The organism is Streptomyces sp. NBC_00775 (assembly GCF_036347135.1).
In the GTDB taxonomy this organism is placed as follows: domain Bacteria; phylum Actinomycetota; class Actinomycetes; order Streptomycetales; family Streptomycetaceae; genus Streptomyces; species Streptomyces lutosisoli.
Window position 1 is genome coordinate 1,306,295 of the sequence record NZ_CP108938.1, and the last position, 24,210, is coordinate 1,330,504.

A 24,210-nucleotide genomic window follows, 5' to 3' on the forward strand; every position below is an offset into this window, starting at 1 on the left:
GATTCTGGCTTCTCGGAGAAACGGGATTCGCCGACGGTCAATGGGCGGGTGCTGGAAATTCGGCGACGAGCGGGGCGTCCGCCGATATCGGGCCGGTCCCGGAGGCGCCTCCTGGAGAGCCGAGGCTGGTGAAGAAGACCTCGCCGGCGTTGGCGAAGGCGGCCCATTCCGGCGGCACATCCTCGGAATAGAAGATCGCCTCGACCGGGCACACGGGTTCGCAGGCGCCGCAGTCGACGCATTCCTCCGGGTGGATATAGAGCATGCGCTCGCCCTCGTAGATGCAGTCCACGGGGCATTCCTCCACGCATGCCCGGTCCTTCACGTCCACGCAGGGCTGGGCGATGACGTACGTCATGGGGTATTCCTCCGATGCGGTTCGACGGTCCAGGCGTCGCGGCCTCGCAGCAGGTCCCGCAGAGTGCCGCCGCCCCCGCTCCTGCCCGCCTGCTGCCGTACCAGGTCGTCGTAGGTGGGACGCCGAGCCGCCTGGAATACCCCGACGGGCACGACCGGGCCGTGGTCTCCGCTGTCCAGCCGGGACAGGGCGAACGCCTGCGTGGGGTCGCCGGCCGCGGCGTCGTGCACGATCAGAGCGTCCTCGCCCGTCTCGGCGACCGGGGCCACACGCAGTCCTCCGGTGCGGGGGTCGCGCGCGACGCCGTACTCTCCCTCGGCCCCGAAGCGCACCGGCTCTCCGTCGCGCAGGGGGATGATCCGTTGGACACGCTCCCCGGGATCCTTCACAGCGTCGAAGGCGCCGTCGTTGAAGACCGGGCAGTTCTGGTAGATCTCGACCAAGGCCGTGCCCCTGTGCTCGGCCGCCGCCCGTAGCACCTCGGTGAGTTGCGCGCGGTCGGAGTCCAGGGCTCGGGCCACGAAGGTCGCCTCCGCACCGAGGGCGAGCGAGACCGGGTTGAAAGGGTGGTCGACCGAGCCCAGTGGGGTCGACTTGGTGACCTTCCCGGGTTCCGAGGTGGGAGAGTACTGGCCCTTGGTCAGTCCGTAGATCCGGTTGTTGAAGAGCAGGATCTTCAGGTTGACGTTGCGCCGCAGGGCGTGGATGAGGTGGTTTCCCCCGATGGACAGCGCGTCGCCGTCACCGGTGACCACCCAGACGCTGAGATCCGGGCGGGTGACGGCGAGGCCGGTGGCGAGGGTGGGGGCACGCCCGTGCACGGAGTGCATTCCGTAGGTGTCGAGGTAGTACGGGAAGCGGGACGAGCAACCGATGCCCGAGATGAAGACGATGTTCTCGCGGCGCAGTCCGAGATCGGGCAGGAAGGACTGGACCGCAGCCAGTACGGCATAGTCCCCGCAGCCGGGGCACCAGCGGACTTCCTGGTCCGAGCGGTAGTCCTTGGCGGACTGCGGACCGTCGGCCGGTGGCACGCCGTCCAGGCCGTGCCTGCCCGGCATGCCGAGCTGCTTCGTGGTCATGCCGATTCTCCTTTGATCACGGATACGAGGGCGTCGGCGAGCTCCTCGGCTCCGAAGGGCTGGCCGGTGACCTTCGAACGGCTGACCACGTCCACTCCGTACGCGGCACGCAGCAGCCCGGCGAGCTGGCCGAGGTTCATCTCGGGCACCACCACCTGCCGGTAGGCACGCAGAACCGCGCCGAGATTGCCCGGGAAGGGCCGTAGATGCCGCAGATGGGTCTGGGCCACGGGCAGTCCGCGGGCCCGCACCCGGCGGCAGGCCGCGCCGATCGGCCCGTACGTCGAACCCCAGCCGAGCACCAGTACGTCCGCCCGCCCGTCGGGGTCCTCGATCTCGACGTCGGGCACGTCTATGCCGTCGATCTTCGCCTGGCGCAGGTGGACCATGCGCTCGTGGTTGGCCGAGTCGTAGGAGATCGTTCCTGGGCCGTCGGACTTCTCCAGGCCGCCGATGCGATGCTCCAGGCCTGGCGTGCCCGGGATCGCCCACGGTCGGGCAAGGGTGGTCCGGTCGCGCAGATACGGCCAGAACGCCCCCGACCCGTCGGGGGCGTTGGGCTCGGTCGCGAATTCCACACGCAGGTCCGGCAGGTCGTCAGGATCCGGGATCCGCCACGGTTCGGAGCCGTTCGCCAGCGCTCCGTCCGACAGGAGCAGGACCGGGGTGCGGTAGGCGAGCGCGATCCGGGCCGCTTCCAGGGCGGCGTCGAAGCAGTCGCCGGGCGAGCGCGGAGCGATGACGGGCAGCGGGGCCTCACCATTGCGGCCGTGCATGGCCTGCAGCAGGTCGGACTGCTCGGTCTTGGTGGGCAGCCCGGTGGACGGGCCGCCGCGCTGGACGTCGATCACGACCAGTGGCAGCTCGGTCATCACCGCCAGACCGAGGATCTCGCTCTTCAGGGCGAGCCCCGGCCCGGAGGTGGAGGTGACTCCCAGCGCCCCGCCGAAGGCCGCTCCGAGGGCGGCGCCGATCCCGGCGATCTCGTCCTCCGCCTGGAGGGTGAGGACGCCGAACTCCTTGTGCCGGGCGAGTTCGTGGAGGATGTCGGAGGCCGGGGTGATCGGGTAGCTGCCGAGCAGCACGGGAAGGCCCGCTCGCTGCCCGGCGGCAGTCAGCCCGAGAGCGAGCGCGGTGTTGCCGGTGATCTGCCGATACGTGCCGGGCGGCAGATTGGCGGGGGCGATCTCGTACGTGGTGGCGAACGCCTCCGTGGTCTCGCCGTAGTTCCAGCCCGTCCAGAAGGCGGTGACGTTGGCCTCGGCCACCTCCGGGCGGCCGGCGAACTTCCGCCGCAGGAAGGTCTCCGTGCCGGCGGTGGGGCGGCCGTACATCCAGGCGATCAGACCGAGGGCGAACATGTTCTTCGCCCGCTCCGCGTCCTTGCGGGACAAGCCGCTGTCGGCGAGCGCAGCACGCGTCAGGCTGCTCATGGGCACCTGGTGGACGACGTGCCCGCTCAGGGTCGCGTCCTGAAGCGGTGACGTCGCATAGTTCGCGCGCTGCAGGTTGCGGCGGGTGAACTCATCGGTGTTGACGATCACGGTCGCGCCCGGCGGCAGGTCAGTGGCGTTGGCCTTGAGGGCCGCCGGGTTCATCGCGACGAGCACGTCGGGGCGGTCGCCGGGGGTGAGGATGTCGTAGTCGGCGAAGTGCACCTGGAACGAGGAGACACCCGGCACCGTGCCCTGCGGGGCGCGGATCTCGGCCGGGAAGTCCGGGCGGGTCGCCAGGTCGTTGCCGAATGCGGCGCTGTCGGCGGACAGCCGGTCGCCCGCGAGCTGCATACCGTCGCCGGAGTCGCCGGCGAAGCGGATGACGACGCGCTCCAAGGGCACGGGAGGACGCGGGACGGTTCCTGAGGTGATGCGCGAGGTCATAGCTGTCCTCCTGGCCCGCTGCAGGCGAGCGGGGCACGGCGGTTCTGCGTGGCAGGCAAATGGGACACGAAGGCCTCCAGCACGTCGGGGAAAAGAGCGAGGCGGGATGGCGTCCCGCGGACGGCCGCCCAGGAAGCCGCGTCCTGGGCGGCGGTCACCGGAGCGGCGGGCGGTCAGTAGGCGTCAGACACCTCGTCAGTAACTGAAGGTCTCGCTGAAGGTGCGGTAGGGCTCGGGCATGCGCGGCAGGTCCTGCGGCAGCTGGGTGTGGCTGTAGACCTTGTAGGTCTCCTCCTCGACGTCCGGGCGCGGCAGTTCCACCGCGGGGCCGCCGACACCCATCGGCGCATCGGCGGTCAGGTCCGCCCAGCTCGCGCCGACCGGCGTGAAGAAGTCCGTGTAGACGTGCAGGTGCCAGATCTTCCAGTGGCCCCTCTCGCGGACGAGGTCGACGCCGTACTTCTCCCAGATCCAGTTCGCGACGGGCTTGTAATCAGGCGGCATGACCTCGGTGACCTGGCCCGGGGAGTACCACATGCCCTTGGCGGTCTCTCCGTCGTCGGCGATCTCGATGATCGGGGTGGTCAACGGGTGCATGATCAAGTTGCCGGCGCCCAGGTTGTCGTCGGACTCCGCCAGCTCGGGGTAGTGCTGACGCAGCAGCTTGAGGTTGGCCCGCTGCATGATGCGGTTCAGCTCGCCGTAGTAGTAGGCGATCGACTCGTATCCGACGTAGTAGCCCTGGTTCTGGGCGAAGGTGGGCTCCGGGGTCTCCTTGACCCAGATCGCCTCGAGCTCCTCGGCGTTCTTGCCGAGCCCGTGGTAGTAGGCGTGCCGGCTCATCACGTTCTGGACCTCGTGGATGTCCAGGACCTTCTGGATCTTCTGGTCGGCGGTCAGTTCCGCGGTGTCGCTCATGTACGGCTCCTCGTTGATGGGACTCGCTGACGGGGGCTCAGATGGGCTGGTCGGTGTACGACCAGGTCTCGCCGAACGTCCGGTACGGCACGGGCGGGACCGGCGCCGGCTCCTGGGCCGTGTCGACGCGGTAGGGCTGGTTGAAGCTGACCGGGCGCGACGGGGGCGTCATGCCCTCCATGAGCTGCCCGGGTTCGGGGAAGTAGGGCGGCCGGTGGATCGAGGACTCGACCCAGCTCTGGTGATAGGGCGTGCGGAAGGTGGTGTAGATGTGGAAGTGCCAGAACTTCCACGCGCCGCTCTCCTTGACGAAGTCGATGCCGTAGCGGCCCCACGACCAGTGGGCGATGGGCGGACCGTCCGGCAGGGGAAAGGTCTCGTGGCCCGGGGAGATCCACACGCCCTTGGCGGTCAGGCCGTCCTCGGCGATCTCGATCACGGGGGTGGTGGCGGCGTGCTCGGTCATGAGCCCCGGCATCTCCGGCGGGGCGCCGTCGACGTAGCAGCCCTTGACGGTCTCCGCGCCCTCGAAGACGCCCCAGTCCTCGGGGTCGAAGGTCAGGCCGGGTGCGTCCTTGGCGAAGAGCTTCTCGAACTCCTCGCCGTTGCGCCCCGCGGCGTGCAGGTACTCGTGCATGCCCATGAGGTTGTTGATCTCGTGGATGTCCTCCAGGCGTCGCAGCCGCCTGTCGAAGTCGTCCTGGTCCTGTGCCATGTGGCGGTCCTTTACAGGGGCGGGAGGTCGTCGAAGGTGCGGTACGGCTCCGGGGGGACGGGGTCGTACGTCGCCACGCGGGTGACGGAGTAGTCGTTGAGGGGCGCGGTGGACGGCCGGTCGGACGTCGTGGTCAGCGGCGGCGGCGCCTGCTCGCGCGGCGAGCTCTCGACCCAGCTGACGCCGTAGGCGGTACGGAAGCGCGGCACGACCCGCAGACGCAGGATCCGCCAGGCGCCGTCCTCCCCGTCCTCCTCGTGGACGAAGTCGACGGCGTAGTGCACCCACGCCCAGCCGGCCTCGGGCCGTCCCGCGTCGGGGTTGAAGCCCGTCTGCGCGGCCATCACCATCCACACGCCGCGGGCCGAGCCGCCGTCCTCGGCGACCTGGATGACTGGGGTCGTGAACGCGCTCTCCAGCAGCATCCCCGCGCGGTCGTCCTGGATGTCCAGCTCCGGGTACTCGGCTCGCATGCCCTCCCCGTTGCGGCGGGCCATCTCCAGCAGCGGCCCGACCAGCGCGGCGCGGGCTCCGTCCAGTCCCTCGTACACACCCCAGTCGGCCAGCTCGACCGTCACGCCGGGGGTGTGGCAGGCGAAGGCGCCGATGAGGTCGTCGTAGTGGCCGGCCGCGTTGAAGTAGGCGTGGCGGCCGATGAGGTTGTGGATCTCGTGCACCGCCCTGATCCGGTGCAGCCGCTGGGCCTTGGTCAGGGTCGTCGGGGTCCCGGTCGATGTCGTCACCTCAGGCCTCCTTCGGCGGGTCGGTGTAGCCGGTGGTCTCGTGCCAGGTCCCGTACGGTGCGGGCGGCGGGGGCTGCAGAACGGGGACCGCGCCGAGCGTGTACGGCTGGTTGAAGGTCACCGCCCGGTCCACCACCGGCATGCCGGGAACGACCTCTCCCTCCTCCGGGAGATGGGCGGGGCGGTTGACCGAGGTCTCGACCCAGTCCTGCTCGTACGGGGTGCGAAAAGTGGTGTAGACGTGGAGGTGCCAGATCCGCCAGGCGCCGCCCTCCTTGAGGAAGTCGACGCCGTAGCGGCCCCATGACCAGTGGGCGGCGGGAAGGCCATCCGGCACCGGGAAGGTCTCGTGCCCCGGGGAGATCCACACCCCCTTGGCGGTCAGGCCGTCACCGGCCACCTCGATGACGGGCGTCGTCAGCGTGTGCTCGATGAGCAGGCCCGGGGTGCCGGCGGGGAAGGGGTTCTTCTCCACGTACGCGTTCCAGATGTGGTCCCAGCCGTCCCACACGCCCCAGTCCTCGGCCTCGAAGGAGACGCCGGGGGCGTCCGTCGCCCAGCACTCCAGGAGCTCGCGGTCGTTGAGGCCGGCCGAGTGCAGGTACGCGCGCCGGCCCATGAGGTTGTGGATCGCCTGGACGTCCTCCAGGCGCTGGAGTTCCCTCTCCAGATCGGGTGTGACGGTGTCGTGGTCGTCCAACTTTTCTCATCCTTTGTGGTCGGAGGTCATGGTCGGAGCCGTCGTGGTCGCAGCCGTGGTGGTGGGAGCGAGCGCCCTGGGCAGGCGGGCGCGCGGCACTGCTCGGGATGGGTGTTGACGGGTGTCGCGGCGCAGCACACCGACGGCTTGTCACTTGCCCGGGCACCGGTCCTGCCACCGGCCCGGTCACCGGCGGAAATCAGCCGGGACGCCGTGTTCGGCGGACGCGCGGGGGCCGCGATCGTCGCCGGAGAAGGCGAGGGAGGGGGTGACGGAAATGAAGGGTGCGGTGATGCCGTGTCAGGCGTGACGCGCGAAGCCGCGAACCGGCCCCGGGCGGGATCCGTTTCTCAGCAACGTACGGGCGCTGGGCGCCGCGTGGGCGGGGCGGCACGGCCGGCCCGTGTACATCACCGTGGAAGCCTTCTTGCAGCCGGTCGGCGTGGGCATCGAACCGCCGAGAGCGCTCATGGACGGTCCCGTGTCATGGCAACGGCCGTCGGTGAAGGAAACGCGCCGCCGCGTGCCATCGGACCGGACCGGCACGCACCGCACGGCGAGCATGGCGCCGCAGCGGCCCGGCTCGGACGTGATGGTGGTCATGCGGCGTTCCTTCGGCTCTGGGGACCCCCGCTCACGGAACCGACCGCGAGGCCGGTGCGAGCGGGGCCGCATCGGCGGCTCCGGTGTCGTCACAGTAGCGAGCGCCGCGCGTGGCCGGAAGCGATCGGAAATCGCGTCGCAACATGGATGGCATGCGACATGAATATGTGCCGTACGACCCCTTGTGCGATGTCCGGGAATGGGGAAGGGCCGCCCTCACGGCCCCGGTGGCGCGCCGCGCCTCCCCGCCCGTGGCGACTCTGCAGTGACTTCGAGGTGAATCCGCGCGCGAAGGCGCTTGGCCGGATTTCTTGATTCTCCGCGCCGTCAACAAAAACTTTGACCGTTCGCATGCCGTGCGGCAATCGGTATCTCAGCGGCCCTCTGTCACGGCTCCGGCGCGGACACGCGGAACTCGTCCTTGACGTGGCGCGTAAGCGCCGGGCTGGTGGTGGGCGGCGCGGACAGCGTCGACACTGCGGCGTGCGGCCCGCTGCGCTCGGTCGGCACCCGGATATTGGCCTCGCCCTCGCCCGGTGTGCGACGCGGCCGATACCAGCGTGATCGTGGTCGGCGGCAGGCCGACCTACACCGGTGCGGCGCTCTTCGGACCGGTGTAGGTCGGCCTGCCGCCGTAGGGGACAACTCCCTACGCGGCCTGTTTCTGGCTGCTGGCCCGGCCCGGCTCAAGGGCTGGGCCTACTTCGATGCCCGCCGGTACAACACCGCCTGCCCGTACTTCTACCAGTCCCCGCACCTCGCAAAGAGCAACGGCGACCGGCAGTTCATCGCCAACGTTCTGGCGCGCACGAGCCTGTCGGCCACCTGCGAAGGTGAGTCCGACGAAGCCGTCACGCCTGCCTGCGCCGCGCAGGGCTCCGCCCGCGACACAACGCCTTCTGCGCCGGCAGTCACCCAGCCGGTGTTCCTCGGTGAGGGCGGCGATCAGCGGATCCAGTGCGCGCAGATCGCGGACGTTGACGCCGACGTGATCGAGCCGCGTACTCCCGGCGTTCGACGGGGCATGCCGCCGGTCAGCCCGCCATCGCACTGTCGCCGCCGTCGACCATGAGGTTGGCGCCGTTGACGAATGCGGCCTCGTCGGAGCAGAGGAAGGCCGCGGCGCGTGCGATGTCCTCCGGCTGCCCCACGCGGCCCACCGGGATACGCGCCTCCAGCTGGGCTTTCGGCCCGTTCGGGTCATCGAGGAAGGGAGCGGTCGCGGAGGTGCGGGTCATACCGGGCGCGACGGTGTTGACGCGGATGTGGTGCGGGGCGCCGGCCGCGCACAGGTGCTTGCTCATCGCCAGTACCCCGCCCTTGGCAGCGCCGTGCGGCACCATCGGCATGAACGGGGCGCCCCGCACGGCGGCGACCGACGCGACGTTGAGGACAGCGCCGCCGCCCCGGGCGATCAGGTGCGGCCAGGCCGCCTGCGTGCAGAAGTACGGGATGTCGAGCTCGTTCTTGATGGTGAAGTACCAGTCCTCGGCGAGCATGGTCTCGAACGGCCCGTTCCGCAGCGCCGAGGCGTTGTTGTAAAGGATGTCAATCCCACCGAAGGCCGCTATGCCGGCTTCGATCCACTCCCGGGCGCCGCCCTCGGTCGACAGATCGAGGCCGTCGAAGGACTTCATGACTCCCCCTGCCTTCTCCACCAGCGCCACCGTTTCGGCCGCGGAGTCGGAATCGATGTCACAGCCGAATACGGCGGCGCCTTCCGCGGCAAATATCTGGGCGGCAGCCCGCCCAATTCCGGCCCCCGTTCCGCTGATGAAGGCGATTTTCCCGGCCAGTCGACCCATGATTGCCATATCCCTTGTTCCATGCCGCCGGAGTGCGGTCCTGGAAGCGTAGGTAGGCCGTATTAGCGAGAACAAGGATCCGTGCCGTCCAGGGGCATCGCGCCTTCGGATGGCTGGTATGACCGTGACTGCCGTCGCCCCGTCTGGGGCGCGGCCCCTCGGCGCGTTCATCACCCCAGCGACCTCCTGCGCGAGAAGGTCTTCAGCCTGCAGGGCAATGCCAAGACCCTGGAAGGCAAGCAACACCCCGGCCGGGACGCGCAATTCCACTACCTCAACGAACAGGCCCGCAAACACCAGGACGGCGGGGCTCCCATTATCAGCGTGGACACGAAGAAGAAGGAACTGATCGGCCCCAATTGAGATGGCCTGTTACTGACCTTCAAAGCGTGGTGTCGTGAGGGCTGACAGCTGGTGGTCCGAGCGGTACGCCGTCTTCATGAGGTACGCGCAGGGTGGCGGGCCGGCCGCCGAACGTCGGGCGTTTCGCGAGCGATTGCGGAGAGAGGCCGCCGAGCGCTTCGTCCGGGGTGACGACACCGCAGTCGTCGCCCGTGGTCTGGGCCGCTACAGCCTTCGCGCCACCATCCCGGCCGGTGGCGGCGGGATGAGACCGCGCCCCGGTGGAGGCCCATGCCAACGGCTCGTTACGGATTCGTGGCCAGCGGGTTCAGGAACGTCAGCACGGAGGCGTCCTCTTCGATCAGCGGAACGAGGGCGGCGTTGAAAGGGCCGCCGTACGGGGCCTTCAGGTGCGCCTGGAAGGCGTCCTCGTCCCGGTACACCTCGAAGATCCAGAAGGCGCGCGGGGCGGCTGCCTTGGTGTAGACGTCGAAGGCGAGGTTGCCTTCTTCCTCGCGCACCTTCAGGGCGTAGTCGCCGATCAGACGGGCGACCTCGTCCTGTGCTCCCTCGCGGGCGGTGAACTCGGCGAGCAGGGTTTTCTTCACGGTCTCGTGTCCTTGTCAGTCGTGGGCGTCAGGTGTATGCGTCAGTCGTGGGCGTCGGTCGTGAACGTCACTTGTGGGCGGAGTCGCGGTGGCAGACGACGGCCTTGTCCAGCTTCACCGAGCCGTTCTCGGCGAAGACCTGCGCTCCCTGGCCGGCGGGGTCGGGGAAGATCTGGTCGGTGATCGAAACCTCGCCGCTGCCACCGAACATCTCGACGGACGACCAGTCGAGGAGGATCCGCAGCTTCTCCTTGCCGTTCTCGGCCTTCAGTGCGGTCCGGACGCCGGGGAAGGCGCTGTTGAAGTCCACGGCGCCGGAGTGGGTGCGGTCGACGTACAGCTCCTGAGTCGTGGTGTCGTAGCCGATGACGGTCTCCTCGCCATTCGCGCCGGTGCGCACCTTCAGACCGAAGCGTTCGGCGTCCTTGAGGGAGAAGGTCGCCTCGATGTCGAGAGGCTTGCCCTGCGCCGCGGGGCCGATCAGGGTCTCCGAGAGCATGCCCGGATACACGTCCAGAGCTCATGGTGTCTCCTGTGCTGTGGCCGTCCGCTGGGCGGAGCCTGCGGCTCGTGTGTGGACCGACCGAAACGTGACGCCCTGGTCGACGTCGTCGTCCACGCGGCCGAACCAGGGGTGTCATCGTTGACTTGTGTCATCGGTGACATCAAGTGGCCCGATGATGAGCGGAATCCGGCCGATGCGTCAAGGGTCGGGGCGGAACTGCCCGGCGCGGCCCGCCCGCCAGCCCGTCAGGTGCCGCCGGCGGTCGTAAGCTGTGCCAACTGGCGCCGCCACGGCGGATTGGGACCGGCGACCGAGCAGGTCAGGGCCGCGACCCGGGTGCCGAACCGGCAGGCTTCCGCGACCTCGTCGAGACCGAGATCGGTCAGCCGGCCACCGAGGAGTCCGCGGGCGCCGAGGTGGTGCAGCAGGCCGGCGGTGAAGGAGTCCCCCGCGCCGACCGTGTCGACGACCCGCGTGGCCACCGCGGGCACCCGCAGCCGTTCGCCGTCGAGCGAGGCCAGGGCGCCGTCGGCGCCGAGCGTGATCACGACGAGCCGTACCCCCGCCGCGTGCCAGATGTCGCACGCCTGCTCGGGCGGAGTGCCCGGCAGGAGGAGTTCCAGGTCGTCCTCGCTCAGCCGCAGGATGTCGGCGAGAGCGCACCAGTGCGCCAGCCGGGCGCGGTAGACCTCGGGGCGCACCAGCAGCGGCCGGACGTTGGGATCGATGCTGATGGTGGCCCGCGGAGCAGCAGCCGCCAGGAACTCCTCCACCACCGCCCCGCCGGGCTCACGGACCAGCGCCAGCGACCCGGTGTGCACACAGGCCGTTTCGGACAGATCCACCCCTGCCAGTTCCCCTGGAGTCCACTGCCAGTCGGCCGTGTTCTGCGCATGGAACGAGAACGCGGCCTGCCCGGTGGCGTCCAGCTCCGCCACGGCCAGCGTGCTGGGCTCGGCGGCGGCGACGGCGTACGACAGGTCGACGCCGGACGCCTCCAGGTGGGCCCGGAACAGGCGGCCGAACACATCGCCGGACAGGCGTGCGAGGAAGCGGGCCGGCGTGTCCAGCCGGGCCAGGGCCACCGCCGTATTCGCAGGTCCGCCGCCAGGCAGCACCCGCAGGGCGAGCTCGTTCGAGGCGTTTGCCGGTTCGGCGAAGGCGTCCGCGACGCACTCTCCCAGAACGGTGATCTGACGCGGGCTCATGGGCTGCTCTCTCTCGGAAAGGCTCGGAAAGACAGGGCAAAGGGGCGGCGCGGCGACACAGCCACTGACCGGCCGCGCGCAGCCGACGGCTACGGGCGTTGCCGATTTGTGACGAGTGGAAGGCATTGACGTTGCCGGGATCCGGAGTCCATCATCCTGGCCAGGCAGTGTCAACGATGACATAAGTCAACGATGACACCTCGGGCGGCATGCTCTGATCCCAACCCCCGTGCCACCCGCTATCCCACAGGAGTCGATCATGTCTCGCACCACTCGCCTGTCCTCGTCCCTCCTCCGAGCCGCCGCGGTCACGGGCGTCGCGGCACTCACCCTGACGGCCTGCGGGTCCGGCTCCGGTTCGGGCTCCACGAGCTCCGGCTCGGGCAAGGTGAAAGTCGGTCTGATCACCAAGACCGACACCAACCCGTTCTTCGTGAAGATGAAGGAGGGCGCGGAGAAGGCCGCCAAGGAGAACGGTGCCCAACTGTCCACCGCGGCAGGCAAGTTCGACGGGGACAACGCCGGGCAGGTCACCGCCATCGAGAACATGGTCGCCGCCGGGGTCAAGGGCATCCTGATCACTCCGAGCGACTCCAAGGCGATCGTGCCCGCGATCCAGAAGGCCCGCGCCAAGGGTGTTCTGGTCATCGCGCTGGACACGCCGACCGAGCCGGAGAGCGCGGTCGACGCCCTCTTCGCCACCGACAACCTCAAGGCCGGCCAGCTGATCGGCGAGTACGCCAAGGCCGCCATGAAGGGGAAGACGGCGAAGATAGCCGCCCTCGACCTGGCGCCGGGCGTCTCCGTCGGCGTCCAGCGGCACAACGGTTTCCTGAAGGGCTTCGGCGCCACCGACAAGGACGTCGTGTGTGCCCAGGACACGGGTGGTGACCAGGCCAAGGGCCAGACCGCGATGGAGAACTGCCTGCAGAAGTCACCCGACATCAACGTCGTCTACACCATCAACGAACCGGCGGCCCTGGGCGCGTACACCGCGCTGAAGGCCAAGGGCCGGGAGAAGGACGTCCTGATCGTCTCTGTCGACGGCGGCTGTACCGGCACCCAGGCCGTCAAGGACGGCAAGATCGCCGCGACTTCGCAGCAGTACCCGCTGAAGATGGCCGCCGAGGGCGTCAAGGCCGTCGTGACGTACGCCAAGGACGGCAAGAAGGCGTCCGGTTACACCGACACCGGCGTCACGCTGATCACCAACAAGGCGCAGGACGGGGTCACGTCGAAGGACACCGCCTACGGCCTGGAGAACTGCTGGGGCTGAGCCCCCAGGGCCTGTCGTCACATTCCCGTCGTCCGCCCCAGGCAGGCGGGCAGGTGACGACAGCCCCAGGACCGTACGACACCGCCACTCCCCTCAGCGGGGCGGTCGGCCCACCTCCCCGACCAGGGACGGCCGCCCCCCTTGTCCCGTCGGCGGGGCTTCTGCCCTCGTCCTCCGACCAGGACATCTGTCTTCCGACAAGGACTTCGCATGACAGCCACGACAACGCCGTACTCGGAGCTCAAGGCACCGACCACGGCCCGCAGACTGCTCACGGCGCCGACCACCGGACCCCTGGCCGCCCTCCTCCTGGCCTGCGCCTTCTTCTCCTTCTCGACCGACCAGTTCCTGACCGGCGGGAACTTCTCGCTGATCGTGCAGCAGGTCATGGTCGTGGGCACCCTCGCCATCGGGCAGACCCTGATCATCCTCACGGCGGGGATCGACCTGTCGTGCGGGGCGGTGATGGCGTTCGGCAGCATCGTGATCGCCAAGATGGCCGCCGAGGGCTCCCTGCCCCCGCTCCTCGCCATCGCCCTGGGCCTGGCGGTCTGCGGCGGGTTCGGTCTGCTCAACGGGTTGCTGGTGCAGAAGATCCCACTGCCGCCGTTCATCGTCACCCTCGGCATGCTCAACGTGGCGTTCGCGCTGACCCACATCTACTCCGAGGAGCAGACGGTCACCAGTCTGCCCGGCCCGCTGACGGCCCTCGGGGAGACCTTCCCGCTGGGCCACACGGACATCACGTACGGCTCCCTCGTCACCATCGCCTTGTTCCTCCTCCTCGCCTACGCGTTGAGCAACACCGGCTGGGGCCGGCACGTGTACGCCCTGGGCAACAGCGCCGAGGCCGCCCGGCTGAACGGCATCCGTACCTCCCGCCTCACCATCGGCATCTACACCGTCGCCGGCCTGCTGTACGGCATCGCCGCCCTGCTGCTCATCTCCCGCACCGGAGTCGGCGACCCGCAGGCGGGGCAGACCGACAACCTCGACAGCATCACCGCCGTGGTCCTCGGCGGCACCAGCCTCTTCGGCGGACGCGGCTCGGTCCTGGGCACCTTCATCGGCGTCCTCATCGTCGGCGTGTTCCGCAACGGCCTTCAGCTGATGGGCGTCGCCTCCATCTACCAGACCCTGATCACCGGAGTCCTGGTGATCCTCGCGGTGACCGTCGACCAGCTCTCCCGGAAGAAGGCCCGATGACCGCCACCTCCTCCCCCACGCCCGTGCTGCAGGCCCGCGGTCTGGTCAAGCGGTACGGCCAGGTCACCGCCATCGACGGCGCCGACTTCGACCTGCTCCCCGGCGAGGTCCTCGCCGTCATCGGCGACAACGGCGCCGGCAAGACCAGCCTGATCAAGGCCCTCACCGGCGCGGTGACCCCCGACGCGGGCGAGATACGACTCCACGGCGAGCCCATCACCTTCTCCGGCCCGCAGAGCGCACGCGCCCACGGCATCGAGACGGTCTATCAGGACCTCGCCGTGGCCGCCTCCATGGACATCGCCTCGAACATGTTCCTCGGGCGCGAGCTGCGCCGCCCCGGCGTCCTCGGCAGTGTCTTCCGCATGCTGGACAAGAAGCGCATGCGCCAGGAGGCCGCCGAGCACATGGCCGACCTGAAGATCGGCCTGCGCTCGCTGACGCAGTCGGTGGAGACGCTCTCCGGCGGACAGCGGCAGGCCGTCGCGGTCGCCCGTTCCGTCGCCTGGGCCCGCTCCGTCGTCGTCATGGACGAACCCACCGCCGCCCTCGGCGTCAAGGAGTCCGGCCAAGTCCTGGACCTCATCCGCCGGGTCCGGGACAAGGGCATGCCGGTCGTCCTGATCAGTCACAACATGCCCCACGTCTTCGAGATCGCCGACCGGATCCACGTCCACCGCCTCGGCCGGCGCGCTGCCGTGATCAAGCCGTCCGACTACTCCATGGCCGAGGTCGTCGCCATCATGACCGGGGCTCTCACCGTCGACGAAGCCGGAGATACTGTCGTAGCGGATTCGGAGGCCGCGAAGGCCGCCGGAGTTCGGGCCACCTAACAGCACAAACCAGCTCTCGCTTGTTCCGGCCGAGGCCGCGGCCGGAACCGAGAGCCTTCAGGAGACGGCTTCTCCATGGCAGCGAACCGCCGCCCCACCCTGGCCGACGTCGCCCGCGAAGTCGGCGTCAGTGCCAAGACGGTCTCCCGAGTCCTCAACGAGGACGGACCCGCTTCCGCGCAGACCAGGGAACAGGTACTGGCCGCAGTGGCCAAGCTCGGCTTCCAGCCGAACCTGATGGCCCGCAACATCCGCGTCGGCGGCCCGGACACCACCATCGGCCTGGTCATTCCCGACCTCGCCAACCCCTTCTTCGGAGCCGTGGCCCGCGCCATCGAGGACACCGTCCGCGACCGCGGACTGACCCTGCTCATGGGCTCCTCCGCGGACGACCCCGATCGCGAACGCGCCCTGACGGACAAGTTCCTCGCCCGGCGGGTCAGCATCCTGATCGTCGTTCCGTCCGTCGGCGCCGACCACACCCACCTCAAGTCCCACCGTACGGCGGGACTGCCCGTGATTTTCCTCGACCGCCCCGGAGTCGGCCTCGCCACGGACAGCATCGTCAGCTCCAACCGGGCCGGAGCCCACGACGGCGTCGCCCACCTCGTCGCCCACGGACACCGGCGCATCGGCTTCGTCGGCGACCTGCCCGTGAAGCTGTACACCCGCCGTGAGCGTATGGCCGGCTACCGCTCGGCACTCCAGGAAGCCGACATCCCCAACGACCGCTCGCTCGTAGCCAACGCCCACGACCAGCGAGGGGCCGAGGCCGCGACCGCCCAACTCCTCGGCCTGGCCGATCCCCCCACAGCCCTGTTCGCCGGCAACAACATCATGGCGCTGGGGATAGTCGCCGAACTGGCCCGCAGCAAGCGCAAGGACGTCGCCGTCGTCGCCTTCGACGACGTCTCGCTCGCCGCGGCACTCGAGCCGGCCCTGACCGTCGTCGCCCAGGACCCGGAAGAACTCGGCAGAGCGGCAGCGACCACCGCCCTGACCCGCCTCGACGGCGACCGCACCCGCGCCCGCACCATCACCGTTCCCACCCGGCTGATCGTCCGGGGCTCGGGCGAACTCCCTGTCCCTGCGCTGCAGGAAACGTGACCTGGAGTTGGCTCGCTGACATGGCGCTCTTCGGTAGGGCGGCGAATCCGCAGGTGGTACGTCCCTGAGCGCCTCGGAAGAGCACCGCCGTACGACCGGCCGCGGCACGACCGTCATCGGTGCTCTGCACGCGGGCGGAGGTGGTCCTCCCTTCGCTGCTCCTCGTTGCGGAACAGGCGCGCCTACGCGAGAAGGATCCTGGGCCGTTATCTGTACGGGCCGTTCCTCCCGCACCGCGGCCGGGCGACAGCCCCGCGCCCCGGCCAGGAAGCCCGCCGCCACTCCCACGCGCTCATCGTCGACGCCCTCGGGGTCACACCCGACGTGCGGCCGGCCACCGCGGCGTAGGAGAGCGTGCTGTCGATGACCGTGTCCGCGATGCCCCCTCGGCGCCGCGGACACGGCCGCTTCGTGATGTCGACACCCGCCTGATCGACACCTGTCTGATCGGCGTCTGCCGATCGGACGTCGACAGATCAGCGGAGTCGGGCGGTCAGGTGGTATCGGCCCGAGGGCAACCGGTACGAGGCCACGCCGTCCTCGTGGCCGAGCAGACGCACCCCGTCCACTCGGGCCAGCGGAGTCCGTCCTTCGCGGACGGCATCGGCGGAGACGGCTGAAAGTCGCAGCGTCGCCTCGCTGTTGGCGGGCACGACCGCGTCGTACACAAGGACCCTGCCTCCGTCCTCCACCCTCCACTCGCTCCTGATCGCGCCGTAGGGCGACTCGTGCGAGCCCGACACCTGCGTGATCCTGCCGGTGGGATCGACGTGGGGCTGAAGGACAAAGTGCTTGAAGCCGGGGCTGTCCGGGTCGCGGGCGATGCCGGCCATGTAGGCGTACATCCACTCCATGATCGCGCCGTAGGCGTAGTGGTTGAAGGAGTTCATGCCGACCGGCCCGAACCCCTCTTCCTTGGAGTACGAGTTCCAGCGTTCCCAGACCGTGGTGGCACCGTTCTTCACCGAGAACAGCCAGGACGGCAGCGCGTCCTGGTGCAGCAGCTTGTACGCCAGGTCCGCGCGGCCCTCGTCGGTGAGGACGGGGGCGAGGACGTTGACGCCGAGGAAGCCGACGGACAGCGTGTTCTCGGCGTACCTGACCCGGATGCTGTTCGGGTGCGCGGCCTTGTAGGCGTCGTCGTTGCCGATGTTGTCGGCGAGATGCCCGACGAGCGTGCGGCGTTGAGCCTCCGTTTCGTAGAAGCCGAGCTTGAGGACCCAGAGCAGCGCTGTCTGGCTGTTGTCCTCCGTCTTCTGGTTGGGGTCGGAGCCCGGTTCGATCGGGGAGGCGTCGCCGAGGCTGGACTTGACCGTGACCGTGCCGCCCTCGGTGCTCAGGTACTTGGTGATGAACGCCTGCTTGATGCGTCCGAAGAGCCGGTCGTACGCCTCCCCTTCGGCCGTTCTGCCGATCGCGCGGGCCATCTGTGCCATCAGCCGGGTGCTGTAGCCGTAGTAGACGTCGCTCATCATCTGGGCGCTGGTCTTCTGCGGCCCAAGCCAGTCGCCGGTGAGGGAGCCCTGTCCGGCATAGGTGTCGCCGGTCTGCTCCTGGATCCAGTCCAGGTAGCGGGTCATCGCCGGCCAGTTGTCCTTGACGATGGTCGCGTCACCGGTCATCTGCCACACGGTCCACGGCACGATGACACCGGCGTCGGCCCAACCACTGCCGCCGCCCGGGAAGTTGAAACGTCCGGTGGGGGCGACTCCAGTGAACTGTGCCTTGTCCATGCCGTAGATGGCCTGGGAGTCGACGACCGTGTCCTGGAAGTGACTGAGGAAGACACCAGCGTCCACGTTGTACAGACCGGTCGTGGAGAAGACCTGGGTGTCGCCGGTCCAGCCGAGGCGTTCGTCGCGCTGCGGGCAGTCCGTGGGCACCCAGAGGTAGTTGCCGCGCTGGCCCCAACGGATGTTGCTCGCCAGCTGGTTGATGTCGGCGTCATTGGTGGTGACGGTGCCGGTCTCGCGGATCGCCGACGTGGCGACCTTGCCGGTCAGGCCGGTGATCGTGACGGTGTCCGTCGCGGTGACGGAGACGTAGCGGAAGCCGTAGAAGGTCAGGGAGTCCTGATGGGTCTCGCCCTGCCGGTCGCCCCTGAGGATGTACGTACTGGTGGCCTTGGCGCTGCGGAGGTTGGCCCGGTAGAGGGAGCCCTCGGGGCCGTCCGCGCCGGCGCTGTCGTCGTTGAGCATCTCACCGAACTTGAACTCGACCTTGGCTCCGGCGGAGCCGCGCAGGCTGTAGCGGGCCACGCCGACCATGTTCTGACCGAGGTCGAAGACGCCCGTCTCACCACTGCCGATCGTGACCGAGGCGGAGGCCGCCTTCGCGGGATCGGTCACCGTCCGGTCGGGATCCACGACGATGCGGCCCCGGCCGTTGGGGCTGCCGTCCTGCCCGGTCACCCCAGTGGCGACGGTGATCGACTGCGGCCGTCGGTCCCAGCGGTGCATGAAGCGTGCGGTCTCGCCCGGGTAGGCGAGGAGCTGCGCGTCCGGGAACTTGTCGTCGAAGGCGACTCGCTCCACGTCCGACCAGGCGGCGTCGTCGAACCCGTGCGCCGTCCAGCCCGGCAGCTCCTTGCGGGCGTCGTAGGTCTGGCCGTCGTAGATGTCGTCGGCGCGGTAGGGGCCGGTGTCGGTGGCCCTCCAGTCGTCGCCGGGTGCGGTCACCACGGTCTGCGTCGAACCGTCGGCGTACCGGATCAGCAGCTTGGCCTTGACGGCCAGGGCGTTGCCGTCCTCCGAGTAGTACGTACTGCCGTCGGATATACGGCCGTTGTACCAGCCGTTGCCCAGGACGACCGCGAGGGTGACGTCCGGCTCCCGTGTCACGAGCTCGGTGACGTCATACGTCATGTAGTTGACGCGCGCGTCGTAATTCGTCGAGCCCGGGGGCAGCAGTTCGATCGTAGTGCCGCCGTCCTGCTCCACGGTCACATGGCGTCCGTTGAGGTAGGCCTCGTACACGCCGAGGGCCGAGACGTACAGCCGCGCCTCGCGGACCCCGGGCCGGTCCTTCAGGGCTGCTACCTTCCGCAGCATTGGCGCCCCGGCCGAGTTGGGAGCCTTCCCCTTCATCCCGATCCACTGCGCGCCCTCCCATCCGCCGACGCCGTCGGTGCTCATGAGGCCGGTCTCGAAGAAGGCGGGGGGCGCCGCACCGACCGGACGGCCTTCGGCGTCCCAGACGGTGACGGTCCAGTGGTAGCGGGTCGAGGCGTTCAGCGCCTTACCCGCGTAGCGGACGGCCACGGACTCGGCGGAGCGCACGCGGCCGCTGTTCCAGACGTCCGCGCGATGGGCGGTCAGCCTGTCCGGTGAGCTCGCCACCAGGATCTGGTACGCCCCCTGGCTCCGCCCGCGCGACCCGGACCGCATGCGCCAGCCGAAGCGCGGCCGTTCGGCGTCCACGCCGAGCGGGTCGGTGCGGTGTTCCACGGTCAGTCCGGTCACCGCGGCGTCCGGACGGCGGGACGGTGCCGCCTGCGCGGCGGCCGAGCCGCCCACGACGCCGGCCACTACCGGCACCGCGCCGGCCGTCGCCGCGAGCACGGTTCTACGGCGGACTCCCGCGTGGCGTGCGCTGGCAGCGTCGCTCTCGTCGAGGCCGAGGCCGAGGTCGCGGTCCGTGCCGTCCGCATGGTGGGGTGCATTGCTCACACCTTCGTCCCTTCGGGTGTTGGGGGGGGTCAGGAGCCGGCCTTGTAGTCGGCGTCCATCTCGTCGAGGAGCTTGTCGGGCGTGGACTGCCCGCTGAAGATCTCCTGGAGGCCGCTGAGCATGGTCTGCTGCACCTTGGCGTTGGGCCACAGCTGATCCATGAACGGGACTGTGCGGTCCGACCCGATGAACTTGGACAGTTCGGCCAGCGACGGGTCCACGGAGAAGCCCGTGTCGGGCAGGGACGGCAGACCGCCCTGCTTCTTGACGAACAGGTTCATGCCCTCGGGCGACATCACAAAGTTCACGAACTTCAGGGCGAGTTCCTTGTTCTTCGCCTTGGCGTTGACGCCGTAGCCGGCGCCCGCCGCTGCCGGAATGAGGGTCTGGGACGGCCTGTCGGTGGCCGGCAGCGCCCGCAGCGTGAACGTGCCCTGCGGGTTCTTGCCCTTCAGGAGGGCGATCACCCAGTTGCCCTGGATGATGCCGAGAGTCTTGCCGGAGGCGGCGAGCGCCTGGCTGGCTTCGTAGTTGGTGCCCAGCGGGTTCTTCTGGAAGCAGCCGGTCTTCTCCATCGTCAGGTACTTGTCCAGGGCAGTGGTCCAAGGCGACTGGGCGAAGGTGGCCTGGCCGGCCTGCATCTTCTCGTCGAAGTCGCGGTCCGGGCCGTAGACGGTGGTGGCGACCAGCGCGTACAGAACCAGCTGGGTCACCCAGTTGTCCTGGTTGCCGAGCGCGAAGGCGGGGGTTCCCTTGGCCTTCGCGGCCTTGCAGAAGGCCAGCAGATCGGTCCAGGTGTCGGGTGGGGTGAGGCCGGCCTTCGCCAAGGCCTGCTGGTTGTAGACGGCGCCGATGCCGTTCTGCCCGAAGATGGCGTTGTACGTCTTGCCCTCGTACTGGGCGACGGTCTTGATGGCGTCCGGTATCTTCGCCGCCCACGGCTGGTCCGAGAGGTCTCGCAGATAGCCGGGCTTGGCCAGGACAACCGTGGCGCCCGGGTTGCCGTTGCCCGGCCAGACCGACATCACGTCGGGTGCGGTACCCGAGGACAGCTGGGTGCGGATCTGCTGCTGGTACTGGTCTGCGCCGCTGGTGGTGTAGCGGACCTTGACACCCGGGTTGGCCTTCTCGAAGGCCTTGACGACGTCCTCGACGGAGCCCTGGTCGACCGAGGCGAGCGTCAGAGTCTTGGAGCCGCCGCCTGAGTCTCCTGCCTTGGTACCGCCGCTGCAGGCGGCCAGCACGGCACCGGCCGTCAACGCGGCGATCAGTACCGGCAGTTTGCGTGTCTTCATGATGTCCCCCTCGGGGATGAGCCACCGGGCCTCGGTGACGGGCGGGCGTCGGGTGTCATCCGCGCAGCCCTCCCGCGAAGCCGTTGATGATGCTGCGCTGCAGCAGGAAGTAGACGAGCAGGACAGGCAGGATGCTGATCACCAGTGCGGCGAAGATGAGGTTCCAGTCGGTCACGTACTGACCGACGAAGCCGGCGATGGCGACCGGCATGGTCTGCTGGGCGCTGCCGCTGAGGTACAGCAGCGGGGTGAAGAAGTCGTTCCACACGGCGACCGCGTTGAGCACCAGGGCCGTCACCGTGACCGGCTTGAGCATCGGCAGCACCACGTACCGGAAGCCCTGCAGCGGTGTGCAGCCGTCGATCAGGGCCGCGTCCTCGAAGTCGCGGGGCAGGGCGCGCAGGAAGCCGACGTAGAGGAAGACGGTGAACGGCACCTGCAGGCCGGAGTAGAAGAGGACCAGCGCCCACGGGGTACCGAGGAGCCCCATGTCGCGCATGGTCTGGTAGAGCGGCAGCGCGGCGAGTTGGAAGGGCAGGACCAGGCCCAGGAGGAACGTCAGGTACGTACCGCGGGACCAGCGGGCCGTGACACGGGCCAGCGGGTACGCCGCGAGCGACGAGACGGCCAGCACGATGACGACGCTGCACGCCGTCACCAGCACGCTGTTGCCCAACGCCCCGCCCAGCGAGCCCTGTTGCCACGCCTGCGAGAAGTTGTCCAGGGTGGGCGAGGTGGTCGGTCTGATCGGCGACGAGGTGTCCGACGCCGGCCGCACGGCCAGGTTGACCAGGACGTACACCGGAAAGCCCACGACCAGGGCGGCGGCGATCATCGCCAGTTCCAGCGCGAGAGTACGGCGGCGGTAGCGGTTCACGAGACGGCCCTCTCGTTGCGGGACAGCGCGAGGTACTGTCCGGTCGAGACGACCGCCACGATGATCGTGAGGACGACCGCGAGCGCGATGCTGTAGCCGAACTCGCCGAGCGTGAAGGCGTCCTTGTAGATCAGCGTCGAGAGTGTGTCGGTGGCGTGGCCGGGGCCGCCGCCCGTCAACGCGTATACCTGGTCGAAGAGTTTGATCCCGCCGATGATCGACAGCATCAGGTTGATGGTGAGGGCCGGGGCCAGCAGCGGCCGTGTGACCGACCAGAAGCGGCGCACCGGGCCCGCGCCGTCAATGGCGGCCGCCTCGTGGATCTCCTTTGGCACGGACTGGAGTCCGGCCAGGAAGATGACCATCGAGTAGCCCGCGAACTGCCAGACGATCACCCCGATCACCGACCACAGAGCGACCTGCGGACTGCCCAGCCAGTCCTGCCGCCAGCCGTCCAGACCCACCGCGCCCAGCAGACTGTTGACCGCGCCGTCCGGACCGAGCAGGTTGCGCCAGAGGTAGGCGGTCACGATCGGTGTGATCACGGCCGGGGCGAACAGGAACACCCTCAGCACGTTCCGGGACTTGATGGCCGAGTTGACGCCGAGGGCCAGCAGCAGGCCCAGCGCGTTCTGGACGACCGTGATCGACACCGCGATCAGCAGGGTGTGCCAGATGGCCTGCACCGCATCGGCATCGCGGAACATCTCGGAGAAGTTGTCCAGGCCGATGACGGAGAAGTCGGGATCGAGACCGTCCCAGTCGGTGAACGCGTAGTACACACCGCGGGCACTCGGCACCAGGACCACGAAGGCGAACAGCAGCATCGCGGGCAGCGCGAACGACCAGGGCGGGGTGGTTCGCGCCCGTCGGACCTTCGGCTCCGGCTCCGCATCCGGAGGCCGGCCATGGTCCGGAAGCTGCTCGTGCGGGGCGAGGGTCATCGACGGACCTCCTCTCTTGAAACGTTTCAAACGAGGCGTTGAATCGGGGCTCCGGCACTGCGGGCTGTTTTGCGGGGGTGCCGACCGGTGCCGACCGGTTGTCGTCGTGGGTGATGCGGTCCGGGGGTCGGATGGTCCGATGCCGGGCCGGATGGCCCGGATTCCAGTGGGTAACGTTCCCCAAAGATGTTGCCAGACCCTAGAGAGCGTCCCGCGTGACGTCAAGATGCCGCGCAAGCTGCGCGATTGTTACGGCGGCGGCGCAGCTCAGCCCCTGCGACGGCCCCACCGAGTCGCGCATTCCGTCCTACACTCGCCGACAACGTTTCCCGAAGGGACAAGGAACCGGATGGAGCCGCAGGCCCGGCCTCGACGCGTCACCATCGTCGACGTTGCGCGTCACGCGCAGGTGTCCACCACCGCAGTGTCCAAGGTGCTGCGCAACGCGTACGGCGCCAGCCCCGAGATGCGCGCCAAGGTGCGCCGCGCGATCGACGAACTGGGCTACCGGCCGAACGCCGGCGCCAGGGGCCTGCGCGGACAGACGTACACCATCGGCGTGATGCTGCCCGACATCCGCAACCCCTTCTTCCCCGAGATCCTCGACGGCGTCACCGCCTCGCTGGCGGACACCGAGTACCAGGTGCTCCTGGGGCCGGGCTGCAACGGGGAGAAGGAGGAGGCCCGCGTCACCGAGGCGATGATCGACCGCGGCATGGACGGCATCATCCTGGTCGCACCGGTGTCGTCACGCGCCCATCTGGAGTGCGTCGGCACCGCGGTGCCGACCGTCGTCATCGGCCGCCACGGGTCATCCCCCGCGTACGACACAGTGGCCGACGACGACGTCGAGGGCGCCGCCCTGATCATCGGCCACCTCGCCACCCTCGGACATCGCCGGATCGCCCACATCGAGCATCACGAGACCGACCCGACACGCCTCACGGAGATGCCCAACGCCCGCCGCGCCGACGGTTATCGCCAGGCCATGCGGAAGCACGGACTGGAGGAGTGGATCGACGTGGTCTCCACCAGCTACACCCAGGACGGCGGCTACCGGGGCACGAAGGAGCTGCTGGCCCGTCCCGTCCGGCCCACGGCCGTCTTCGCCGGAGCGGACATCGTCGCCATGGGCGTGCTCGAAGCGGTCGCCGAGGCCGGGCTGTCCGTTCCCGGCGCCATCTCGGTGGCCGGATACGACAACACCACGTTCGCCGCGTTCGGCCCGATCTCGCTCACCAGCGTCGACCAGGGCGGCCGCGAGATGGGCAAAAACGCCGTACGCCTCCTCCTGGAACGGATCACCGACCGTGGCCGCCGGTCGGCCCAGGTCACCCTCTCCCCCACGCTCGTGCCACGACGGTCCACCGCGCGACCGGCGGAGTAGGGCGTCGACACCGAACTGCGCAGTGGGCGTTCAATCGTCCGGTCGAACGTTGGGATCGACTCTTTGGAAAACGTTGCCCATCCGTATGGGGCGGCGCAAGGATGGAGGGCGCCCTACGGCCATGGAGAACCCGTCGACACCACCACCATC

At 69.1% G+C, this 24,210-nt stretch carries 22 protein-coding genes and 3 pseudogenes; 9 read left to right on the top strand and 16 right to left on the bottom strand.

The window, feature by feature from the left end:
• Window positions 1–37: 37 nt before the first annotated feature.
• From fdxA to OIC96_RS06095, 8 genes are all read right to left on the bottom strand, one after another.
• Window positions 38–358, bottom strand: a complete 321-nt coding sequence (fdxA, locus tag OIC96_RS06060; protein ID WP_330308903.1) for a ferredoxin — start codon at window positions 356–358, stop codon at window positions 38–40.
• Window positions 355–1,440, bottom strand: coding sequence for a 2-oxoacid:ferredoxin oxidoreductase subunit beta (locus OIC96_RS06065; RefSeq protein WP_330308902.1), 1,086 nt, complete (start codon window positions 1,438–1,440; stop codon window positions 355–357). Before OIC96_RS06065 ends, fdxA begins: the two co-directional genes overlap by 4 nt.
• Window positions 1,437–3,320, bottom strand: a complete 1,884-nt coding sequence (locus tag OIC96_RS06070; RefSeq protein WP_330308901.1) for a 2-oxoacid:acceptor oxidoreductase subunit alpha — start codon at window positions 3,318–3,320, stop codon at window positions 1,437–1,439. Before OIC96_RS06070 ends, OIC96_RS06065 begins: the two co-directional genes overlap by 4 nt.
• 195 nt (window positions 3,321–3,515) lie before the next feature.
• A complete protein-coding gene (locus OIC96_RS06075) occupies window positions 3,516–4,238 on the bottom strand; it encodes a nuclear transport factor 2 family protein (RefSeq protein WP_330308900.1) in 723 nt (240 codons plus the stop codon).
• A 37-nt stretch (window positions 4,239–4,275) separates the two neighbouring features.
• Window positions 4,276–4,953: a nuclear transport factor 2 family protein gene (locus OIC96_RS06080; RefSeq protein ID WP_330308899.1), complete on the bottom strand. Its 678-nt coding sequence runs from the start codon at window positions 4,951–4,953 to the stop codon at window positions 4,276–4,278.
• 11 nt (window positions 4,954–4,964) lie between these two features.
• Complete coding sequence (locus OIC96_RS06085) at window positions 4,965–5,696, bottom strand: nuclear transport factor 2 family protein (RefSeq protein WP_330308898.1); 732 nt, start codon at window positions 5,694–5,696, stop codon at window positions 4,965–4,967.
• A gap of 1 nt (window position 5,697) precedes the next feature.
• Complete coding sequence (locus OIC96_RS06090; protein WP_330308897.1) at window positions 5,698–6,396, bottom strand: nuclear transport factor 2 family protein; 699 nt, start codon at window positions 6,394–6,396, stop codon at window positions 5,698–5,700.
• 300 nt (window positions 6,397–6,696) lie between these two features.
• Window positions 6,697–6,999 (bottom strand): hypothetical protein, encoded by a 303-nt coding sequence (locus OIC96_RS06095; RefSeq protein ID WP_330308896.1) that lies wholly within the window; start codon window positions 6,997–6,999, stop codon window positions 6,697–6,699.
• A 421-nt stretch (window positions 7,000–7,420) separates the two neighbouring features.
• Here OIC96_RS06095 and OIC96_RS06100 point away from each other — a divergent pair, with 421 nt between their 5' ends.
• On the top strand, window positions 7,421–8,071 hold the full coding sequence (locus OIC96_RS06100) for a hypothetical protein (RefSeq protein ID WP_330308895.1): 651 nt from the start codon (window positions 7,421–7,423) through the stop codon (window positions 8,069–8,071).
• Here OIC96_RS06100 and OIC96_RS06105 read toward each other — a convergent pair.
• A complete protein-coding gene (locus OIC96_RS06105; protein ID WP_330308894.1) occupies window positions 8,034–8,804 on the bottom strand; it encodes an SDR family NAD(P)-dependent oxidoreductase in 771 nt (256 codons plus the stop codon). The genes OIC96_RS06100 and OIC96_RS06105 overlap by 38 nt on opposite strands.
• A gap of 180 nt (window positions 8,805–8,984) precedes the next feature.
• On the opposite strand from OIC96_RS06105, the pseudogene OIC96_RS06110 reads away from it, so the two are divergent.
• A pseudogene (locus OIC96_RS06110) lies at window positions 8,985–9,158 on the top strand (ISAzo13-like element transposase-related protein); the annotation flags it as partial.
• 85 nt (window positions 9,159–9,243) lie between these two features.
• Window positions 9,244–9,366: pseudogene (locus OIC96_RS49820) on the top strand (IS630 family transposase); the annotation flags it as partial.
• Window positions 9,367–9,451: 85 nt separating this feature from the next.
• On the opposite strand, the gene OIC96_RS06115 reads toward OIC96_RS49820, so the two are convergent.
• The 3 genes and pseudogenes from OIC96_RS06115 to OIC96_RS06125 all read right to left on the bottom strand — a co-directional run bounded on the left by OIC96_RS06115 (window position 9,452) and on the right by OIC96_RS06125 (window position 11,467).
• The gene (locus OIC96_RS06115) at window positions 9,452–9,754 is read right to left on the bottom strand and encodes a putative quinol monooxygenase (RefSeq protein WP_330308893.1); all 303 of its coding nucleotides are present in this window, start codon (window positions 9,752–9,754) and stop codon (window positions 9,452–9,454) included.
• Window positions 9,755–9,821: 67 nt separating this feature from the next.
• Window positions 9,822–10,247, bottom strand: a pseudogene (locus OIC96_RS06120) (GH32 C-terminal domain-containing protein); the annotation flags it as partial.
• Window positions 10,248–10,504: 257 nt separating this feature from the next.
• Window positions 10,505–11,467 (bottom strand): carbohydrate kinase family protein, encoded by a 963-nt coding sequence (locus OIC96_RS06125; RefSeq protein ID WP_330308892.1) that lies wholly within the window; start codon window positions 11,465–11,467, stop codon window positions 10,505–10,507.
• 259 nt (window positions 11,468–11,726) lie between these two features.
• Here OIC96_RS06125 and OIC96_RS06130 point away from each other — a divergent pair, with 259 nt between their 5' ends.
• The 5 genes from OIC96_RS06130 to OIC96_RS06150 all read left to right on the top strand — a co-directional run bounded on the left by OIC96_RS06130 (window position 11,727) and on the right by OIC96_RS06150 (window position 16,237).
• A complete protein-coding gene (locus OIC96_RS06130; protein ID WP_330308891.1) occupies window positions 11,727–12,743 on the top strand; it encodes a sugar ABC transporter substrate-binding protein in 1,017 nt (338 codons plus the stop codon).
• 210 nt (window positions 12,744–12,953) lie between these two features.
• Entirely contained in the window at window positions 12,954–13,949 is a 996-nt protein-coding gene (locus tag OIC96_RS06135; RefSeq protein WP_330308890.1) for an ABC transporter permease, read from the top strand.
• Complete coding sequence (locus tag OIC96_RS06140; protein WP_330308889.1) at window positions 13,946–14,782, top strand: ATP-binding cassette domain-containing protein; 837 nt, start codon at window positions 13,946–13,948, stop codon at window positions 14,780–14,782. Before OIC96_RS06135 ends, OIC96_RS06140 begins: the two co-directional genes overlap by 4 nt.
• Before the next feature lie 75 nt (window positions 14,783–14,857).
• Complete coding sequence (locus tag OIC96_RS06145; protein ID WP_330308888.1) at window positions 14,858–15,889, top strand: LacI family DNA-binding transcriptional regulator; 1,032 nt, start codon at window positions 14,858–14,860, stop codon at window positions 15,887–15,889.
• A gap of 165 nt (window positions 15,890–16,054) precedes the next feature.
• Complete coding sequence (locus OIC96_RS06150; protein ID WP_330308887.1) at window positions 16,055–16,237, top strand: hypothetical protein; 183 nt, start codon at window positions 16,055–16,057, stop codon at window positions 16,235–16,237.
• A 128-nt stretch (window positions 16,238–16,365) separates the two neighbouring features.
• On the opposite strand, the gene OIC96_RS06155 is transcribed toward OIC96_RS06150, so the two are convergent.
• The 4 genes from OIC96_RS06155 to OIC96_RS06170 form a co-directional block, all read right to left on the bottom strand.
• Complete coding sequence (locus tag OIC96_RS06155; protein ID WP_406502297.1) at window positions 16,366–19,425, bottom strand: alpha-L-rhamnosidase; 3,060 nt, start codon at window positions 19,423–19,425, stop codon at window positions 16,366–16,368.
• Window positions 19,426–19,586: 161 nt separating this feature from the next.
• On the bottom strand, window positions 19,587–20,852 hold the full coding sequence (locus OIC96_RS06160; protein WP_330308886.1) for an ABC transporter substrate-binding protein: 1,266 nt from the start codon (window positions 20,850–20,852) through the stop codon (window positions 19,587–19,589).
• A 55-nt stretch (window positions 20,853–20,907) separates the two neighbouring features.
• Complete coding sequence (locus OIC96_RS06165; protein ID WP_330308885.1) at window positions 20,908–21,729, bottom strand: carbohydrate ABC transporter permease; 822 nt, start codon at window positions 21,727–21,729, stop codon at window positions 20,908–20,910.
• On the bottom strand, window positions 21,726–22,673 hold the full coding sequence (locus OIC96_RS06170) for a carbohydrate ABC transporter permease (protein WP_330308884.1): 948 nt from the start codon (window positions 22,671–22,673) through the stop codon (window positions 21,726–21,728). The genes OIC96_RS06165 and OIC96_RS06170 overlap by 4 nt, the downstream gene beginning before the upstream one ends.
• Window positions 22,674–23,022: 349 nt before the next feature.
• Here OIC96_RS06170 and OIC96_RS06175 point away from each other — a divergent pair, with 349 nt between their 5' ends.
• Window positions 23,023–24,060, top strand: coding sequence for a LacI family DNA-binding transcriptional regulator (locus OIC96_RS06175; RefSeq protein ID WP_330308883.1), 1,038 nt, complete (start codon window positions 23,023–23,025; stop codon window positions 24,058–24,060).
• Window positions 24,061–24,210: the final 150 nt, after the last annotated feature.